15 protein-coding genes are annotated in these 15,344 nt (G+C 59.8%); 5 read left to right on the top strand and 10 right to left on the bottom strand.

What is annotated here, in order from left to right; all coding sequences use genetic code 11:
- Positions 1–122 precede the first annotated feature (122 nt).
- From ACR2TX_RS07995 to ACR2TX_RS07980, 4 genes are all read left to right on the top strand, one after another.
- Positions 123–851: a TSUP family transporter gene (locus tag ACR2TX_RS07995; RefSeq protein ID WP_077728545.1), complete on the top strand. Its 729-nt coding sequence runs from the start codon at positions 123–125 to the stop codon at positions 849–851.
- Positions 852–853: 2 nt separating this feature from the next.
- Positions 854–1,564: a fluoride efflux transporter CrcB gene (gene crcB / locus ACR2TX_RS07990; protein WP_434131739.1), complete on the top strand. Its 711-nt coding sequence runs from the start codon at positions 854–856 to the stop codon at positions 1,562–1,564.
- Positions 1,540–1,854 (top strand): DUF190 domain-containing protein, encoded by a 315-nt coding sequence (locus tag ACR2TX_RS07985; RefSeq protein WP_434131738.1) that lies wholly within the window; start codon positions 1,540–1,542, stop codon positions 1,852–1,854. The genes crcB and ACR2TX_RS07985 overlap by 25 nt, the downstream gene beginning before the upstream one ends.
- 433 nt (positions 1,855–2,287) lie before the next feature.
- Complete coding sequence (locus ACR2TX_RS07980; RefSeq protein ID WP_086134922.1) at positions 2,288–2,566, top strand: DUF5666 domain-containing protein; 279 nt, start codon at positions 2,288–2,290, stop codon at positions 2,564–2,566.
- Between the two features lie 487 nt (positions 2,567–3,053).
- Here the strand turns inward: ACR2TX_RS07980 and ACR2TX_RS07975 are convergent, their stop codons facing one another.
- From ACR2TX_RS07975 to ACR2TX_RS07960, 4 genes are all read right to left on the bottom strand, one after another.
- Positions 3,054–3,542, bottom strand: a complete 489-nt coding sequence (locus ACR2TX_RS07975) for a low affinity iron permease family protein (protein WP_077731490.1) — start codon at positions 3,540–3,542, stop codon at positions 3,054–3,056.
- 207 nt (positions 3,543–3,749) lie between these two features.
- On the bottom strand, positions 3,750–4,439 hold the full coding sequence (locus ACR2TX_RS07970) for an ABC transporter ATP-binding protein (RefSeq protein WP_434131737.1): 690 nt from the start codon (positions 4,437–4,439) through the stop codon (positions 3,750–3,752).
- On the bottom strand, positions 4,436–5,680 hold the full coding sequence (locus ACR2TX_RS07965; RefSeq protein ID WP_434131736.1) for an ABC transporter permease: 1,245 nt from the start codon (positions 5,678–5,680) through the stop codon (positions 4,436–4,438). Before ACR2TX_RS07965 ends, ACR2TX_RS07970 begins: the two co-directional genes overlap by 4 nt.
- Positions 5,680–6,699: an efflux RND transporter periplasmic adaptor subunit gene (locus ACR2TX_RS07960; RefSeq protein ID WP_077731493.1), complete on the bottom strand. Its 1,020-nt coding sequence runs from the start codon at positions 6,697–6,699 to the stop codon at positions 5,680–5,682. The genes ACR2TX_RS07965 and ACR2TX_RS07960 overlap by 1 nt, the downstream gene beginning before the upstream one ends.
- A 297-nt stretch (positions 6,700–6,996) precedes the next feature.
- Here ACR2TX_RS07960 and ACR2TX_RS07955 point away from each other — a divergent pair, with 297 nt between their 5' ends.
- Complete coding sequence (locus tag ACR2TX_RS07955) at positions 6,997–7,398, top strand: hypothetical protein (protein ID WP_133718698.1); 402 nt, start codon at positions 6,997–6,999, stop codon at positions 7,396–7,398.
- Positions 7,399–7,450: 52 nt separating this feature from the next.
- Here ACR2TX_RS07955 and ACR2TX_RS07950 read toward each other — a convergent pair whose 3' ends face one another.
- From ACR2TX_RS07950 to ACR2TX_RS07925, 6 genes are all read right to left on the bottom strand, one after another.
- The gene (locus tag ACR2TX_RS07950; RefSeq protein ID WP_434131734.1) at positions 7,451–8,503 is read right to left on the bottom strand and encodes an AI-2E family transporter; all 1,053 of its coding nucleotides are present in this window, start codon (positions 8,501–8,503) and stop codon (positions 7,451–7,453) included.
- 1,054 nt (positions 8,504–9,557) lie between these two features.
- Positions 9,558–10,733, bottom strand: a complete 1,176-nt coding sequence (locus ACR2TX_RS07945) for a DesA family fatty acid desaturase (RefSeq protein ID WP_077731496.1) — start codon at positions 10,731–10,733, stop codon at positions 9,558–9,560.
- 127 nt (positions 10,734–10,860) lie between these two features.
- Complete coding sequence (locus tag ACR2TX_RS07940) at positions 10,861–11,094, bottom strand: GlsB/YeaQ/YmgE family stress response membrane protein (RefSeq protein ID WP_210023924.1); 234 nt, start codon at positions 11,092–11,094, stop codon at positions 10,861–10,863.
- A gap of 41 nt (positions 11,095–11,135) precedes the next feature.
- On the bottom strand, positions 11,136–11,564 hold the full coding sequence (locus tag ACR2TX_RS07935) for a phosphate-starvation-inducible PsiE family protein (protein WP_434131733.1): 429 nt from the start codon (positions 11,562–11,564) through the stop codon (positions 11,136–11,138).
- Between the two features lie 2 nt (positions 11,565–11,566).
- Positions 11,567–11,806: a response regulator gene (locus ACR2TX_RS07930; RefSeq protein ID WP_434132438.1), complete on the bottom strand. Its 240-nt coding sequence runs from the start codon at positions 11,804–11,806 to the stop codon at positions 11,567–11,569.
- A complete protein-coding gene (locus tag ACR2TX_RS07925; protein ID WP_434131731.1) occupies positions 11,700–15,314 on the bottom strand; it encodes a chemotaxis protein CheB in 3,615 nt (1,204 codons plus the stop codon). Before ACR2TX_RS07925 ends, ACR2TX_RS07930 begins: the two co-directional genes overlap by 107 nt.
- Between the last annotated feature and the right edge of the window lie 30 nt (positions 15,315–15,344).

The raw sequence follows: 15,344 nt of genomic DNA, 5'->3' as shown, positions 1-15,344 counted from the left end.
TAAAAACATTACGGGGCGAACGGCAGCTTGGGGAAAGCCTATGACATCCGGGCTTCCCTGACTGCGCGAAGCCCGGTTTAACGAGTGGCGGAAGCCAACGAGATCAAGCCTAGGGGGAATTCATGTCGGTCGACATTCTGCTGACCGTGGTCGCCACGGCCACCGTGCAGTCCATTTTCGGCGCAGGCGTCTTGCTGTTCGGCACGCCGATCCTGTTGCTGCTCGGTTACGAATTCGTGGACGTGCTTATCGTGCTGCTGCCGATTTCGATCGCCATCAATCTGTTGCAGATCGCGAAGCACCATGCCCACATCGATTTTACCTTTTACCGGAACGTGCTGTTTCTGACGCTGCCGCCCATCGCGCTCTTTCTGTTCCTGGTGACTCATACCCGGATCAACATCGGCGTGTTGATCGGATCGTTTCTGCTGCTCATCGCCTTGAAGGAATATTCGCCGACCGTGACCCGCGCCATCGACGCCCTGATGAAGTACGAAAAGGCTTACTTCGCGACCATGGGCGTTATACACGGGCTCAGCAATCTGGGCGGCTCGCTCCTCACGGCGCTGGTGCACCACAAGGACTATGCAAAGGATGTGGCCCGCGTCACCGTTGCGGCTTCCTACGCCACCTTTGCCGTGGCGCAAATCCTCACCTTGTGGCTGTTCAGCCGGTCGCAGATCGATGTGCCTTTTGCCGAAAATGCAATCTATCTGGTAGTCGGCGCTCTGGTTTTTCTGCTGACCGACGAAATGCTTTACACGCACATCGAGCAAGCCAGGTACCGCCGCATCTTCGCGGGTTTTCTGGCCATCGCCGGAATAGTGTTGATGATTCGAGCTTTGAGTTAGATATGATGAGCCAACTCTTCGCCATCGCCTTGGGCGGATCGCTCGGAGCCGTGACGCGTTACCTGGTCGCTACCGGCATCTACGCCTGGCTGGGTCGAGGCTTTCCTCACGGCACCCTGTTCGTGAACGTATCGGGTTCGTTTCTGATGGGATTCCTCACCGAACTGATGCTGCAACGGTTTTCGCTGGCCGTCGAATACCGGGCGGCGATTCTGGTAGGGTTCCTGGGCGCCTACACGACCTTCTCGACCTTTGCCATCGAAACCTTGTACCTGTTCGAAGAAGGCAATCTCGCCAAAGCCGGACTGAATATTTTCTTGAGCGCCGTGTTGTGTCTCGCGGCAGTCTGGATCGGACTGGTACTGGGCCGGCAGATATTTGCCTCCGATCTCTATCCCTGGCTCGGGCACGGGTTTCCGTACGGCGGCCTGGCGCTCGCCCTGACGATCGCCTTCAGCCTGGCCGCAGCGGCCGAATTCGTTTTTCTTTACTTCGATCTGTCTACCCTGTACCGGGCGATTGTCTTGATCAGTCTGCTCGGTGTGATGACCCTGGCGGCGACCTTGTGGCTCGCATTCCAATTGCCCGAAATTCGGGCGGAGTTTCAGGGTCTATTGAGCATCTTCGCCGTGAATGCCCTGCTCGGCGTTACGGCGGTCTGGTTGGGCACACTCACGGGAAACTGGTTATGGCACATCAGCAAGTCACCATAGCGCGGATTTATCTTAGGGAAGGCGAACATATCCTGTCCAAGCTCATGAAGTTCCTGCACGAAGAGGAACGGGTGGCCGGCGTCACCGTACTGCGGGGCATGACAGGATTCAGTCGAAACGGAAAAATCCGTACGGCCTCACTGGTCGACCTGTCCCTGGATTTGCCCCTGGTGGTCGAGTTTTACGACGAGCCGGATCGGGTGGAGACCGTGATTCAAGAACTGCTGCGGCGGATGGATTTATCCCATGTGGTCACATGGTCCGGAGTCCGCCACATGAAAGAGGAATAATCGGCCACTTCGGTCGTCAAGCATATTGGCGATCGGCGACTTAGAGTGTTTTTCAACCCGGTGTACGGATTCGTGTCGGGCGGGAAGCACGTAGGTCGGCAATCCCTTGCCGACTTATCGGCTCGGCAAAGGACTTTGTCGGAAGGGGCGTCCTGGCGCTCCCAGGACGGCCTTTTGCGATTGGAAGGGGGACTTTGGAGCTCCCAAAGTTCCCGTTTGCGATTGGAAGGTCGCGACTAAAGCGACCGTTTGCGATTGGGAAGGGATTGCCGACCTACATATCGGGCTCCCTGATACCGGATCGGAAAATGCTCTAATTCGGTCTGTCCGGCCATAATGCCGGCGTCATGATGCTCGGCCTGGCTCGGATGGACGAATTATCGGTACGCGATGATTGTCCAAAAAAACGGGACCATTCAAAAAGGAGCGAACGATGAAACACCTGATAAGCATGCTGTTGCTAGCTAGCGCCGTCCTCTGGGTATCGCCGAGCATCCAAGCGGGCGAAGAGTTCTACGGCACCATTGAAAAGCGTCCCGAAGGCAAGGTCGGCACCTGGATGATAGGCGGTCGCGAGGTCGTGGTGACGGAAAAAACCAAGTTGGAGGAAGACGACGGCCCTCTGGTGGTTGGAGCGTGCGTGGAGGTCGAGTACGAGGGAGGCTCGGTCGAGGAGATTGAAACCGAAAAGCCGGGGAAGTGCCGAAAGTAACGGAACCCCTTTCATATGCCAATGGACTTGGAGAAACCTGAAGCCGGCCCTGCGAGAATTGGCCTTGGATCGAGTTATGATCGGCCAGGGCGCGGCTTCAGTAGTTCCGACATTGGCAACGAGTCCCTGCCGAATCCGGCCACGCGGGATATAACCGCGCCCTAGCCGACCGGAAAGCTCGGCACTACCGCGTCGTTCAAGCTAGAGCATTTTCATACCTACGGGGACTCGCGAGTAGGTCGGGAATCCATTCCCGACGCAACGGGTTCGTCGGCAAAGGATTGCCGACCTACGAAAGCTTGAGTCGATCTACCCTGGCCGAAGGCGCCAACGACTCCTGCCAGGCCTGTTTTGCCGTACGAGCGCGATGAAAACGCTCTAAGTACATTCAGGGAAGTCTTGCGGCATAGGCAACCTGCAGGACAACCCCGCCAATCAAGCCAATCAGTCGAGATCCCGCAAATATTTGCGGAATGTACTTAGCTCCTCATGGCTTGCCTGCGGAGGAATCCACTTTCGTTTCGGTCCTCGCCTTTTCGCGGGCCACGCGCGCGAGGGTCACGTATTTGCTGCGCAGTATCGCCAATTCCTCTTCTTCCAGCTCTTCCAAATCCAACAGCGTGTCATCGGCTTTTTCGATGGCACGGATGAGTTCGTCCAGTTTCACTTGGAGGGCTTCGGTATCCCGGTTCTGGGTGTGCTGAATCAGGAATACCATCAGGAACGTCACGATGGTGGTCGCCGTATTGATCACCAGCTGCCAGGTATCGCTGAATCCGAAGATCGGTCCGCTGACGACCCATACCAGGATCACGATCATTGCGATGTTGAAAGCCAAGGGCCGCCCCGACAAGCGAGAGAACAGTCTCGCGAACCGGTCGAACTTGGCGTTCCAGTAAGCGGTATTCTCGAGGTTCTTCTTAGCCCAGGCGGCGCATTTGACTAGAAAAGCAAGCATACGGATATACCAAGACATCGCGGCATTCCTCCAGATTTCGGATCTTTGTAGCTCATTGTTTTTAGATCGATCGGACCAAGCTTGAACACGACCGAGCGGCCCACTAGCCAGTGTAGGGTTTTGCCGCGTGGACAGCCAGAGGCGTTTTGAAAGAAATCAATCTCGGCGGCCGGCTTTGGTAAATCGGCCTGGATCCGGCAATAGAAGAAGAGAATTCGACTGAAACTACGCCGGCCGCCAGTCGGCGTTCATTTTGCCGTCGACAAGGCCGATGCGCCGGTCGGCGGCCGAAGCGAATGCAGCGTCGTGGGTCACGGCGACCACCGTCTTGCCCATTTGGTGAGCCAGATCGTGGAGAATCTGCCGCACCGTGGCACTCGATACCGAGTCGAGATTGCCGGTCGGCTCGTCGGCCAGAACGACCAGGGGATCGTTGGCCAGCGCGCGGGCGATGGCGACGCGCTGACGCTGCCCCCCCGAGAGCTGGTGCGGATGTTTCGCGCTCTGCTCGGCGACGCCCAGCCGAGCCAACAATTCCATGCCGCGCGAACGGATCGCGGCATCGCCGTGCTTGCCGAGCCGCCGCATCGGCAGCGTAACGTTGTCGAGCACCGAAAACTCGGCGAGCAGGAAATGGAACTGGAACACGAATCCCAGTTTCTCCAGCCGGCGGTTCGCCAACTCGTTCTCGCCGTACGCCGAAGTATCCTCGCCGTCCAGCCACACCCGCCCCGAGGTGGGAACGTCGAGCAGACCGAGCAGATAGAGCAGCGAGGACTTGCCGGAACCGGAAGGCCCCATGATGCAGACGAACTCGCCCCGCTCGATATCGAGGTTGATGTCCTCCACCAGGGTCACCGGAACTTCCCCGGCCAGCGTGCGCCCGAGATGCTCGGCTCGCAGGACCGCCGTCATGCTGCGCCCCGCAGAATCTCCACGGGATGCACGCGGCCCGCGCGGCGTGCCGGCAGATAGGCGGCGAGAATGCACGAGACGAGGGCGAAAGCGGTGGCGATGGCGAATTGTTCCGGTCCCCACCAGATCGGCATCTGTACTTTTTCCGTAATGCCGGGCGGCCTGAACTCGATGGTCGACAGCAGCTTCATGAGTCCAGCCCCCAGAACCAGGCCGAATACGCTGCCCACCACGCCGATGATGACCCCTTCGAGCAAAAAGATGAGGCGTACATCGCGGGCGTGAAAGCCGATGGATTTCAGGATCGCGATATCGCGGGTCTTTTCCATCACGATGGTCGACAGGGTGTTGTATATCCCGAAGGACGCCACGATGAGGATCGCCGACACCACGCTGTACATGATGATGTTGCGTACGATCAGCACGCTCAAGATGTCCTCGGAGGCTTCGATCCAGGACACCGACTTGTAGCCGGCGACCGCTTCGATTCGCTGGGCGGCATCGCGGGCCTCGTAGGGGTCGTCGAGCTGGATGATCAAGCGGTTAACCCGATTGGGCCGGTCGAACATCACCTGGGCGCGCTTCAGCAAGGTGAACGTCTGGGTCTCGTCGTAGTTCGCGTTGCCGGTGCGGAAGATGCCGACCACCTTCATCGGACGGCTGGCGCCGTTCGCGGCGACCACGTTCACGTTGCGGCCCAGGCCGAGATTGAATTTCTGCGCCAGCCCCGTGCCGACGACGATTCCGTTCGGATTGGCCGCGAGCGCGTCGATCGAGCCTTCGATCATCTTCTCCTCAAGCGTCGACACCGTCTTCATCTTGTCCGGCACCACGCCCGAGAGGGTGACGCTTTCCTCCCGGCCGGCGAATACGAGCACAGCCGAACCGACCAGTACCGGCGCGACCTTCAGTCCGGGCATGGACTCCACGAATTCGAGTTTTTCGCGATAACCGCGGATGCCGCGCGTTTCCGTCTGCGGCTTGACGTTGCTGATCCGGATCGCGCCGCCCGCCCAGCGCAGCTCCGCCGGCTGCGTCCGGGGCAAGCGGTATTCGTCGTAGACCGTGATGTGCGGACTGTTGTCGATGAGACGCTTGATGAAGTCCTTCTCGGAGCCGCGCATCAGGGACGACACCGCCAGGAAGAAGGCTACGCCGAGTATGACTCCGGTAAGCGAAACAAAAGTCTGGCGTGTGCGACCCGTAAGATGCGTGAGCGCCACCTGGAGCTGGATGCGCATCAGGACACCGGCACGGGAGATGATGAACGGATACGGGCGGCGCGTCCGTCGCGAAGGTTTTCCGAAGGCGTCTCGACGACTTGGGCCTCCGGAGACAGTCCCTCGACGATTTCGGTACGAACGGCGCCGGTTACGCCGGTCCGCACCGGCTGCTGGTGTAGCCTCCCGTCCTCAACCACCCATATGGTGCCGTTCTGGACCGCGGTGGACGGTACCAGCAGGGCATTTTCCCGCTCGGAAACGATCAGGTTGGCGTCGACCGTCATGCCCACCTGCAACTTCTCCGGGTCGGCGAGCCGGATGCGAACCCGGTAGCTGCGTGCGATCGGGTCGCCCTTGGGCGTGATTTCGCTGACTTCGCCGTCGAGCACTTCGTCCGGCAGCGCGTCGGCGCGCAACACCGCCTTCTGCCCCACATGCACCCGCAAAATGTCTTCTTCGTCCACCTCGGCCGTGACCCGCAAAGGCGCGCAACAAGAGAGATAGAACAGGGCCTGTCCGGCGGGAATGAACTGGCCGATCTCGCCGTCGCGCCGGATGATCAGGCCGTCCGCGGGCGCCGTGAGAGTCATGAAATCACGCTGAGCCCGCGCGCGCTCCAGCGCCGCCTCGGCCGCTTCCAGATCGGAGCGCGCCCGGTCCAGTTCGACTTTGGCAATGACATTGCGGCGCACCAGTTCCTGCAAGCGCTGATACTGCGTGCGCGCGAACCGCACGCGGGCGGCCAGTTCCTCGACCGTGTTCCTCAAATCCGCGTCGTCGAGCCGAGCGAGTACCTGTCCCTTACGCACTTGACTCCCTTCATCGACGTTGAGTTCAACCAAATGGCCTGCCTGCCGCGCCGCGATCGGCAGCATGACCGTCGGTTCCACGGTGCCGGTCGCGTAAATCGCCTCCACCGCGGGCCCGCGAGTCGGCGTCACGACGGTGACCGTGACAGGACCTTCGCGCCACCAATAAATTCCGCCGGCGGCAGCGAGCACGCCGATGGCAAGAATCCAGATCCACTTTCTTTGCATTGTTCGGAAGGGGAGAATGACGGTCGTCGATGGTGGGTCTATTGCTGGTTAATTGTTATAGCAAGAAAGGCGGCCCGGTTCCGGGCCCTGTCGAGACTGCCAGACTTGCCCGCATCGGGTTCTTGTAGAGGACACATGCTCCCATTTTAAACGACATCGAGATGACGAAGCGCGGTCGGCTTGTCGATGCTCCCGACGATCACCCGTGCCGCTTCGAGAACTTTCTGCGACTTCATCGGATTGCCGCATGAACCGACGAAACCTCGGCAGTCTAATCGAAATGAAAGCATTATGCGGATGAGCCAAGATATGATCAGTCTGATCTTCGAATCCGAGCAGCTAGCGAAAACCACCAAGCTCGCACCGGCGCCTTTCTTCCGAATCACCGGCAATTTCATCAGCCAAGGGCCCAACGGGACAGTGGTCGCCAAATTCAGCAATCACTTCTGGGATATGCAAGGCCAGCAGCACTTCACCCAGTACGCCTGCCACGACCGGACGTCGATCCATTTTGAGGATGCGCTGGCAAACACCTCGGAAAGCTTCGGCCCGTTCGATGAAATCTCCGTTGCCGATGGAGTGGTCTACGCCAATGGCCAACTCTTCGCCCGGTTCACCGAGGAAACACAACTCTGGCATTGTTACAAGACCGATACCTATTGGTTGAGCATGATCATCGCGTCGCCGCCCTCGCTGTAGATTGAGTCTTCCTGCAAGGGATTCGACGCCACTATTTCGCTGGGTCCGTTCCCTAACTTAAAGCTCTTTCCCGGGCACTCCATTCCTGAAACGAGGCATAGGCTATGGCGAGCAAGGTCGGACCCAGAAATATGCCGAGGAAGCCAAAGGCCATCACCCCGCCCAAAGTTCCGAGAAACACCAGGATGAATGGCAGATGACTCCCTTTGCCGATGAAATAGGGCTTAAGAAAATTATCGACGAGCCCCACCACTAGAAGCCCCCAGAGCACGAGAAAGACGGCCCACCCCGTCGAACCCTTTCCGAACAGCCAGATGGCCGCGGGTAACCAGATTAATGCGGGACCGACGGGAATCAAGGACAGAACGCACGCCAGCACGCCGAGCAACAGGACGCGGGGGATGCCCGCGATCCACAACCCGATACCAACCAAAATCCCCTGAATCAGCGCGGTACCGATAACGCCGTAAACGACGCCTTTGATGGTGTCCCCCGCCACATGGAGTAATGCCGGCGCCCGTTGGCCGCCGACCCGGGTGAACAAGGGGGCCAGCCTTGTGGATAACGCGGCACCGTCCCGATACAAAAAGAACGCGATGAACACGCTGAGGCTTAAGTACAGGAGACTTTCTCCGAGGTTTGCCGCACTGCGCAACGCCCAATCTCGCAGGGGCATGAGGTACTTCAGCAACGCCTCGGTCAAGCGGGCGCCGCTCCCCGCCATCTCTTGCCAGTGGTCGTGCAGACGCGAACCCACAACCGGCAGCTTGGCTACCCACGCGGGTGGGGTTGGCGGTCCCTCGCTGAGGAGTTGCCGTGCCATCTCCACGAGCGCGGTCACGTCTTCCGCCAAACTGGTGCCGAGGAGCGCCAAGGGGACAATCAAGACGGCTGCCACTATCAGGACCATCAGTCCACTGGCCAATCCTTTCCGGCCCGCGACGGCCGATTCGATCCTTTGATAAACCGGCCACGTGGAAAAGGCCAGGATGACCGACCACAGGATCGCCGAAAGGAACGGACGCAGCACGACGAAACAGCCCAGGATCAATACGAGGACTACGGCGAAGCCGGCCCACTGGTCGACACGGTTTTCGCTCAGCACGTCGTTTTCTCAGATCGACTGGAAATGCCCAATCACCACCCGCTTACTGTTCGTAACGAAAGTCAAACCACATGGTCACCCCGGCATGGAAGGGGCCGACTAAAGGCCCGTTTGCGATTGGGACTGCCGGGATCCAGGTTACAAGGATGTAGAGGGCAGGCCATCCTTGGCCTCTGGATTCCGGCACTCCCTGCCGGAATGACGGGTAATGCTGGCATTGCTTTCTTCACTCACTGTAAAAGATAAGGAAAGGTCGAGCCCTGTCGTTCTCCAAAGCCCTTGGTAGTCTAAGAGGGTGTTTAGAAAGCGTCACGAGCGGCCCGAAGGCAAGCCTGTCCTGAGCTCCGTCGAAGGGTCCGTCCTGAGCTTGTCGAGGGGCTGCCCTCAGGCCGTGCAGTAGCTTCTCGCACACACGCTAAGCTAACCCACGACCTCTTTGGCTTCGGCATATCAAACTCAATCGTTATCACTCCAAGCGCTCGCATATCCGCGCGTTTCGCGTCAAGCCAAGGACTCGAACGCTGTCCAGGCTAGAGCATTTTCATACCTACTGTACGGGCATTCGCGAGTAGGTCGGGAATCCCTCCCAATCGCAAACGGTCGCTTTAGTCGCGACCCTTCCAATCGCAAACGGGAACTTTGGGAGCACCAAAGTCCCCCTTCCAATCGCAAACGGCGTCTTCGGGAAGGGCGTGGCCGGCGCTCCCGGCCAGGCCGTTTGCGATTGGAAGGGTCATCCCAGCGCTCCTGGGATGACCGTTTGCGATTGGAGCTCCGAAGCCGCCCTTCCCGACAGTGCAGTTGGGCCAACGGGTTCGTCGGGAAAGGATTGCCGACCTACGACTGTAGCACCCTGTAGGTCGGGAATCCTTTCCAATCGCAAACGGCGTCTTCGGGAGCGCCGAAGCCCCCCTTCCCGACGCCACGTCCCGGCCGAGCGTCTTCGTCGGCAAAGGTTTGCCGACCTACGAATGTTTGAAGTAATTCACCCGAGCCGAAGGCGCCAACGACTCCTGCCAGGCCTGTTTTGCCGTACGAGCGAGATGAAAACGGCCTAGGCTCTTGGGAGCGTATATCGGCGCAGTAGTCGGGCGAAGTCGCCCAAGGCCTCGATGCCGGTGTCTTCCGCCTGCCGGCACCAGTTCTCGAGCAATTGCACGCGGGCTTCATAATGGCTGGCGGATCGGATCCAGAGCTGTTTCAGGTCGTGTTTGGAACGGTAGATCGTCTCGAGCGTCCGGCTCAAGTTCAGCGCCTGTTTTAAGGTTTGGCAGGCCGCTTCATCGAGTTCGACGCCCTCCCGGACCAGAAGCGTTTTTACCTTATGCAGCAAAGGCCGGTGGGCGGAAGGAGCGGCCTTCCACTCGTGCCGCAGTACCGGGAGCACGACGCGACGCCCGTACAAAGCCAGGACATGATGGCGGTTGCGCATTACGGCCTGGACCGTGGCCGGGTTGATCGGTTTGGGAGCGCGCTCGAGGCGGATTCGAGGCGCCGTGCGGCGGATCTCGGCCAGCCGAAACCTTTGCAGCAGGCGGATGTAGACCCAGCCGATGTCCAATTCCCACCAGCGATGGGCGAGACGGGCCGAGGCCGGATACGCGTGGTGATTGTTATGCAATTCCTCGCCGCCGATGAGGAGCCCTAAGGGAAACAGGTTCGTGGAGGCGTCCGGGGTTTCGAAATTGCGATAGCCCCGGTAGTGGCCCAGGCCGTTGATCACGCCCGCCGCCCAAAAGGGAATCCAGAGCATTTGCACCGCCCACACCGTGATGCCATACAGGCCGAATAGCACGACATCGATGACGAACAGCAGGGCAACACCCCCGCCTCGATAGCGGCTGTAAAGGTTCCGTTCGATCCAGTCATTCGGGGTGCCATAGCCATAGTGGTCCAGCGTTTCGACGTGGCGGGCTTCGGCCCGGTATAACTCGGCGCCTTCCCACAGCACTTTCCGAATGCCGAAGACGCGGGGGCTGTGAGGGTCTTGCGGGCTTTCGCAATGGGCGTGGTGTTTGCGATGAATCGACACCCATTCCTTGGTGACTATACCGGTGGTCAGCCACAGCCAGAATCTGAAGAAATGGCTGACGACAGGATGGAGATTCAGAGCGCGATGCGCTTGGTGACGATGCAGGAAAATGGTCACACTGGCAATGGTGACGTGGGTCAGGCCCAGGGTAATGGCAATGAGTCCCCATCCGGGAATGTTGAGCAATCCATCAATCATCTATCCCTATCCTAAAAACGGGGGGAATAACATGTTTAGTCCTTCATCGAATTAGAGCGAGTACGACCGGGAAGGTTTTGCACCGTGTCGCCAGCGTGCGCAGGCGACTTTTTGACGTTGCCGGCACCTAATCCTTTCTGATCAGACGCAACAGAAGCAAGAAGGCTACGGCGCCAACCGTCGCGATAATCAAGCTCCCAAGCCTGCCGCCCCCGGCGGACAAACCCAGCACATCGAACAGAACACCGCCCAACACGGCACCGAACACCCCGACAATAATGTCTCCGATGGCGCCAAACCCGCCGCCTTTGACCAATTGCCCGCCAGCCAACCGGCCGCCAGGCCAATCAATACATACCACATCACTTCCATAGAGCCTCCCGTTTACCCGGGTCAATCGAGTTATTGATTTCCAGTCTGAACGTCCGTGGGGCCGAATGCTTTTTTAAGAACCAGATAGGTCGCCGACAATCCCAGGAGGATAGCTCCAATGCCTATGAGTAGGCCGGGCTCTGCATGTTTTAGGTCCAGGGTGATGAGTTTGTTGCCTAACGCGATGATGGCAACTTCCACCACGAAGGCCGGGTTGATGGAGCCCTGCACGAGATAGCTTTTGATGGACTTGAGGAGCTCCAAGCCGATGACCAGGATGAGAAAAAGGCTGAATGATTCGAATAAGCGATCGATCTCAACCAAGTAAAAAGAAGACTGGATAATGTTCTTGATGACGACCCGGCCGAGCTCGAGGGTTCCCAAAATCACGGAAATCAGCAGCAAGAAAACCAGCATGTAGACGATGTATTTTTCGGCACTATCAATGGTTCTTAGCACTCTCACGAGGTTTCCTCAGCGTCGTTCACCTTCTTCCGCCGTGGGTAGGCCGCCATCAATGCTTTGAGCCGGTCGAGGTCGACCGGTTTGACCAGGTGCCCATCGAATCCGGCGGTCCGGGATCGGTCGCGGTCTTCATCCTGTCCATAGCCGGTCATCGCCACCAGCAACGCCCCCTCCAACTCGGGCAGCGCCCGCAGACGGCGGGCCACCTCGTAGCCATCCAGACCCGGCAATCCGATATCGAGCAGGACGATCTGGGGGGTGAAACATCGTCGCGGCTTCAAGAGCGCTCGGACCATCGAGTGCCGTCTGCACCTCGTGACCTTCGAGTTGCAGCAACAGCGCCGTACTCTCCGCGGTGTCCACGTTGTCATCGACCACCAGGATACGGTAGCGCATGAGGGGCATGGCTTGGGCCGCTTCGGTTTCCGACGGAGCGGCAGGGACGGCCGTTTCCGGCAAGGCCGGCAAACGGACCGTGAACTCGCTTCCCTCATCCACCCCGGCACTGTGTACGCTTATCTGTCCGCCGTGCAATTCGACCAGGCGGCGAACCAGCGTGAGCCCGATGCCAAGGCCGCCCTGGGTACGATCCAGGGATTTGTCGGCCTGCACGAAGAGGTTGAAAATCAAAGGCAGGAGTTCCTGGCTGATGCCGATGCCGGTGTCGGCGACCCTGAGCACCGCTTCCCGCCCTTCGAGTGTCAGGGTCAGGGTGATATGACCGCCGGACGGCGTGTATTTGACGGCGTTGCTCAGAAGATTCGAGACGATCTGCTGCAGTCGGGCCGGATCGCCTTCGACCGACAGGCCGTGCTCAGGCAGCGACGACTCGAGCCGGTGCTGACGCGCGTCGAGCTGAGCGCTCGCATCTTCGACCGCCAGCGCCACCAGGCGCGTCAGATCGACCGGCTGTTTCTGAAGAGCGATCACCCCACGGGTGATGCGGGACAGATCGAGGAGATCGTCGAGCAGCCGTGCCTCCAGGCGGAGCTGGCGATCCAGCATGGCCTGGGCCTGCTTCTCCGCCGCTTCTCCGGCATCGCCGCGCCGCCAGATTTCCAGGGCGTTGCGGATGGGCGCCAGAGGATTGCGCAACTCGTGGGCGAGCATGGCCAGGAACTCGTCCTTGCGCCGATCGACCGTTTTGAGCGCGTCCAGCGCCGCCAGTTGCTCGGTGATATCCTCGATCGCCAGGAGGATGCGCTCCTGATCGCTCCAGCGCAACACCTGCGCGTTGAGACGCATCGTCCGCTCTCCGAGCTCGGGAAAAATCTGGGTGACCTCCTTATCCTGGAAAGCAGTCTGGGCGGGCAAAACCTCTTCGAGAAGCCGGCGCAAGGCGGGAATGTCCCATTGCCCATGGCCCAATTCGTAGAGCCGGACCTGCTCGGTCGCTTCGCGCGTGGTTTTGAAGTTCCGGTAGAAGGCGCGGTTCGCCTGCTGAATACGGAGATTGCCGTCGAGCACGAGTAGCGGCTGACGCATGGTTTCGACGACAGCCTCCGCGAAATCGCGCGATTGCCGCATCTCGTCGTTCAGCACGTTGAGTTCGCGGTTGCGGGCGCGCAGTTCGTCGTTGCTCGATTGCAGCTCTTCCTGGGCGGTCTCGAGTTCCTCGTTGGTACTCTGGAACTCCTCGTTACTCGATAGCAGTTCCTCTTCCGTTGCCTTGAGTTCTTCCACCGTCGTCTCGTGTGCATCCAGCATGGCCCGAATGTAATCGCGAGCCGCTTCGAGGTCCTGCGTAAGCCTCTGGATCTGGCGATCCTTTTCGCTTTCCGGCCGGAAACTTTCCGCGCGTTTCCCCGAACGCATTCGGCTCCGCAACGAACTCCAAAATTCCCCGACAATGGTTGCGCCTTGGTCCACTACCAGTGAGGCTTGCGCTTCAAAAAAAATCAGAAACCACGGGTTTTCCGCCCCGGCGATCCGAATCGGCATGACCTCGATATTTACCGACTCCGTATCGTTTGACCCCTCCACGCGCACGCCCTCCCGCCGTGTCGGAGCCCCTTCCTTGCGGGCCTGCTCGATGGCGCTGCTCAGGTCGACGAGGAGGCCCGGACGGGCCAGCTTCTGCAGCTTGAAAGTGGGAGGACCGGTCGGATTCGTCAGGTACGGGCCGGTCTCGCCTCGGAACTGAAGCACGTTCATCTCCGAATCGCATAGAACGCCCGGCGGAACGTAGCGAGCCATGGCCAGGCGATCCGCCTCCCGTTGCAAGCGCTCCGCCTCCACGGGTTCGCTGGCCAGCGTCAATTGTTTCGGGCGGGACCGGTCCAGCAACGCGGGATACTCCTCCAGCAACGCCAAGTGATTCTTCTGTCCGGGCAGGATCGCCTTGGAGTAGATTTTGAGCCGCTTGTCGACGGAGCTGAACAGCTCGGAGAAGGGGCCTACGGTTTCGGAGGGTCCCAGCAGAAGAAATCCGCCCGGATTCAAGGCGTAATGGAACAGCGGAATCACCCTCTTCTGCAAAGCCGGCTCGAGATAGATCAAGAGGTTGCGGCAACTCACGAGATCCAGCCGCGAGAAAGGAGGATCGCGGGCCACGTCGTGGCGGGCGAATACGCACAAATCGCGGATCGTGCGGGTGATTTGATAGTGGCCGCCGACCTTGACGAAGAAGCGCCGGAGCCGCTCGGCGGAGACGTGGCGGGCGATATTTTCCAGGTAAAGTCCGGTACGCGCCTTCTCGATGGCGGACTCGCTGAGATCGGTGCCGAAAATCTGAATCGGGGTTTGGGTCAGGCGCTCGCCCAAAAATTCCAGAAGGCAGATGGCGATGGAATAGACCTCCTCGCCGCTGGCGCAACCCGGGACCCAGATCCGCAGCGGAGCTTGAGATGGACGGCGTTCGAACAAGCGCGGAAAGACGGTTCGGCTCAACTCTTCGAACAACTCGGGATCGCGGAAGAAATCGGTCACCTGGACCAGCAGGTCCTGAAAGAGGGCCTGGGTTTCCGCCGTGTCGCTTTCCAACAAATTCAGGTACTCCGGCAGCGTATCCAGCCCGTGCAGGGCGAGGCGGCGCGCGAGTCGCCGCTGCACGGTACCGCGCTTATAGTGCGTGAAGTCCACGCCGGAGACGTTGCGGAGGCGACGAAAGAGCCGGTTGAGCGTTTCCTCGTCCGTGGGCGGAGGTTCGCCGGCGGAGGCGGTGCTGTCTACCTTCAGGTATGGATGGCCGCCGAGGCGAGCGAGTTCGCGGGCAATCTCGCGCGGGGGCAGCACCCGATCGACCACGCCGAGATCTACCGCCGCCTTCGGCATGCCGTTGAATCTGGCCGAGCCTTGATCCTGGGCGTAGGTGATACCGCCGGAACCCTTGATCGCCTGCATCCCCAGCGCGCCGTCCGAGCCCGTGCCCGAGAGAATGACCCCGACCGCATTGGCCCCCTGCTCTTGCGCGAGGGAATAAAACAAGCGGTCGACGGGCATGGGCGGCACGGGAAGCCCGTTGCGGGCAGCGAGAGCCAGATGGCCCTGGACCAGGGTCATGACGGCATTGGGCGGGATGATATAGATGTGGTCGGGTTCGACCGCGAGCCCCTCCGTCGCCTCCTGGACCGGCAAGGCCGTTCTGGTCGAGAGGATCTGCGTCAGGACGCTTTCGTGGTGGGGGTCGAGGTGTTGGACCAACAGAAAAGCCATACCGCTGGTGGCGGGAAGGTCGGCCAGAAATTCCGACAATGCTTCCAGTCCGCCGGCGGAAGCTCCGATGCCTACAATGGGAAACGCCATCAAGCTGCATACTCCTGAGTAAGAAATTCT

The sequence above is a fragment of the Methylocaldum sp. GT1BB genome, from assembly GCF_051027545.1.
In the GTDB taxonomy this organism is placed as follows: Bacteria; Pseudomonadota; Gammaproteobacteria; order Methylococcales; family Methylococcaceae; genus Methylocaldum.
Note: the sequence above shows the minus strand (reverse complement) of the source record. Positions and strands in the feature narration are given on the sequence as shown.

Bases quoted from the DNA above. Each gene is read 5' to 3' on its own strand.
- ACR2TX_RS07995 (WP_077728545.1), top strand. From the start codon at position 123: ATGTCGGTCGACATTCTGCTGACCGTGGTCGCCACGGCCACCGTGCAG.
- crcB (WP_434131739.1), top strand. From the start codon at position 854: ATGATGAGCCAACTCTTCGCCATCGCCTTGGGCGGATCGCTCGGAGCC.
- ACR2TX_RS07985 (WP_434131738.1), top strand. From the start codon at position 1,540: ATGGCACATCAGCAAGTCACCATAGCGCGGATTTATCTTAGGGAAGGC.
- ACR2TX_RS07980 (WP_086134922.1), top strand. From the start codon at position 2,288: ATGAAACACCTGATAAGCATGCTGTTGCTAGCTAGCGCCGTCCTCTGG.
- ACR2TX_RS07975 (WP_077731490.1), bottom strand. From the start codon at position 3,542: ATGTCTTGGTATATCCGTATGCTTGCTTTTCTAGTCAAATGCGCCGCC.
- ACR2TX_RS07970 (WP_434131737.1), bottom strand. From the start codon at position 4,439: ATGACGGCGGTCCTGCGAGCCGAGCATCTCGGGCGCACGCTGGCCGGG.
- ACR2TX_RS07965 (WP_434131736.1), bottom strand. From the start codon at position 5,680: ATGCGCATCCAGCTCCAGGTGGCGCTCACGCATCTTACGGGTCGCACA.
- ACR2TX_RS07960 (WP_077731493.1), bottom strand. From the start codon at position 6,699: ATGCAAAGAAAGTGGATCTGGATTCTTGCCATCGGCGTGCTCGCTGCC.
- ACR2TX_RS07955 (WP_133718698.1), top strand. From the start codon at position 6,997: ATGAGCCAAGATATGATCAGTCTGATCTTCGAATCCGAGCAGCTAGCG.
- ACR2TX_RS07945 (WP_077731496.1), bottom strand. From the start codon at position 10,733: ATGATTGATGGATTGCTCAACATTCCCGGATGGGGACTCATTGCCATT.
- ACR2TX_RS07925 (WP_434131731.1), bottom strand. From the start codon at position 15,314: ATGGCGTTTCCCATTGTAGGCATCGGAGCTTCCGCCGGCGGACTGGAA.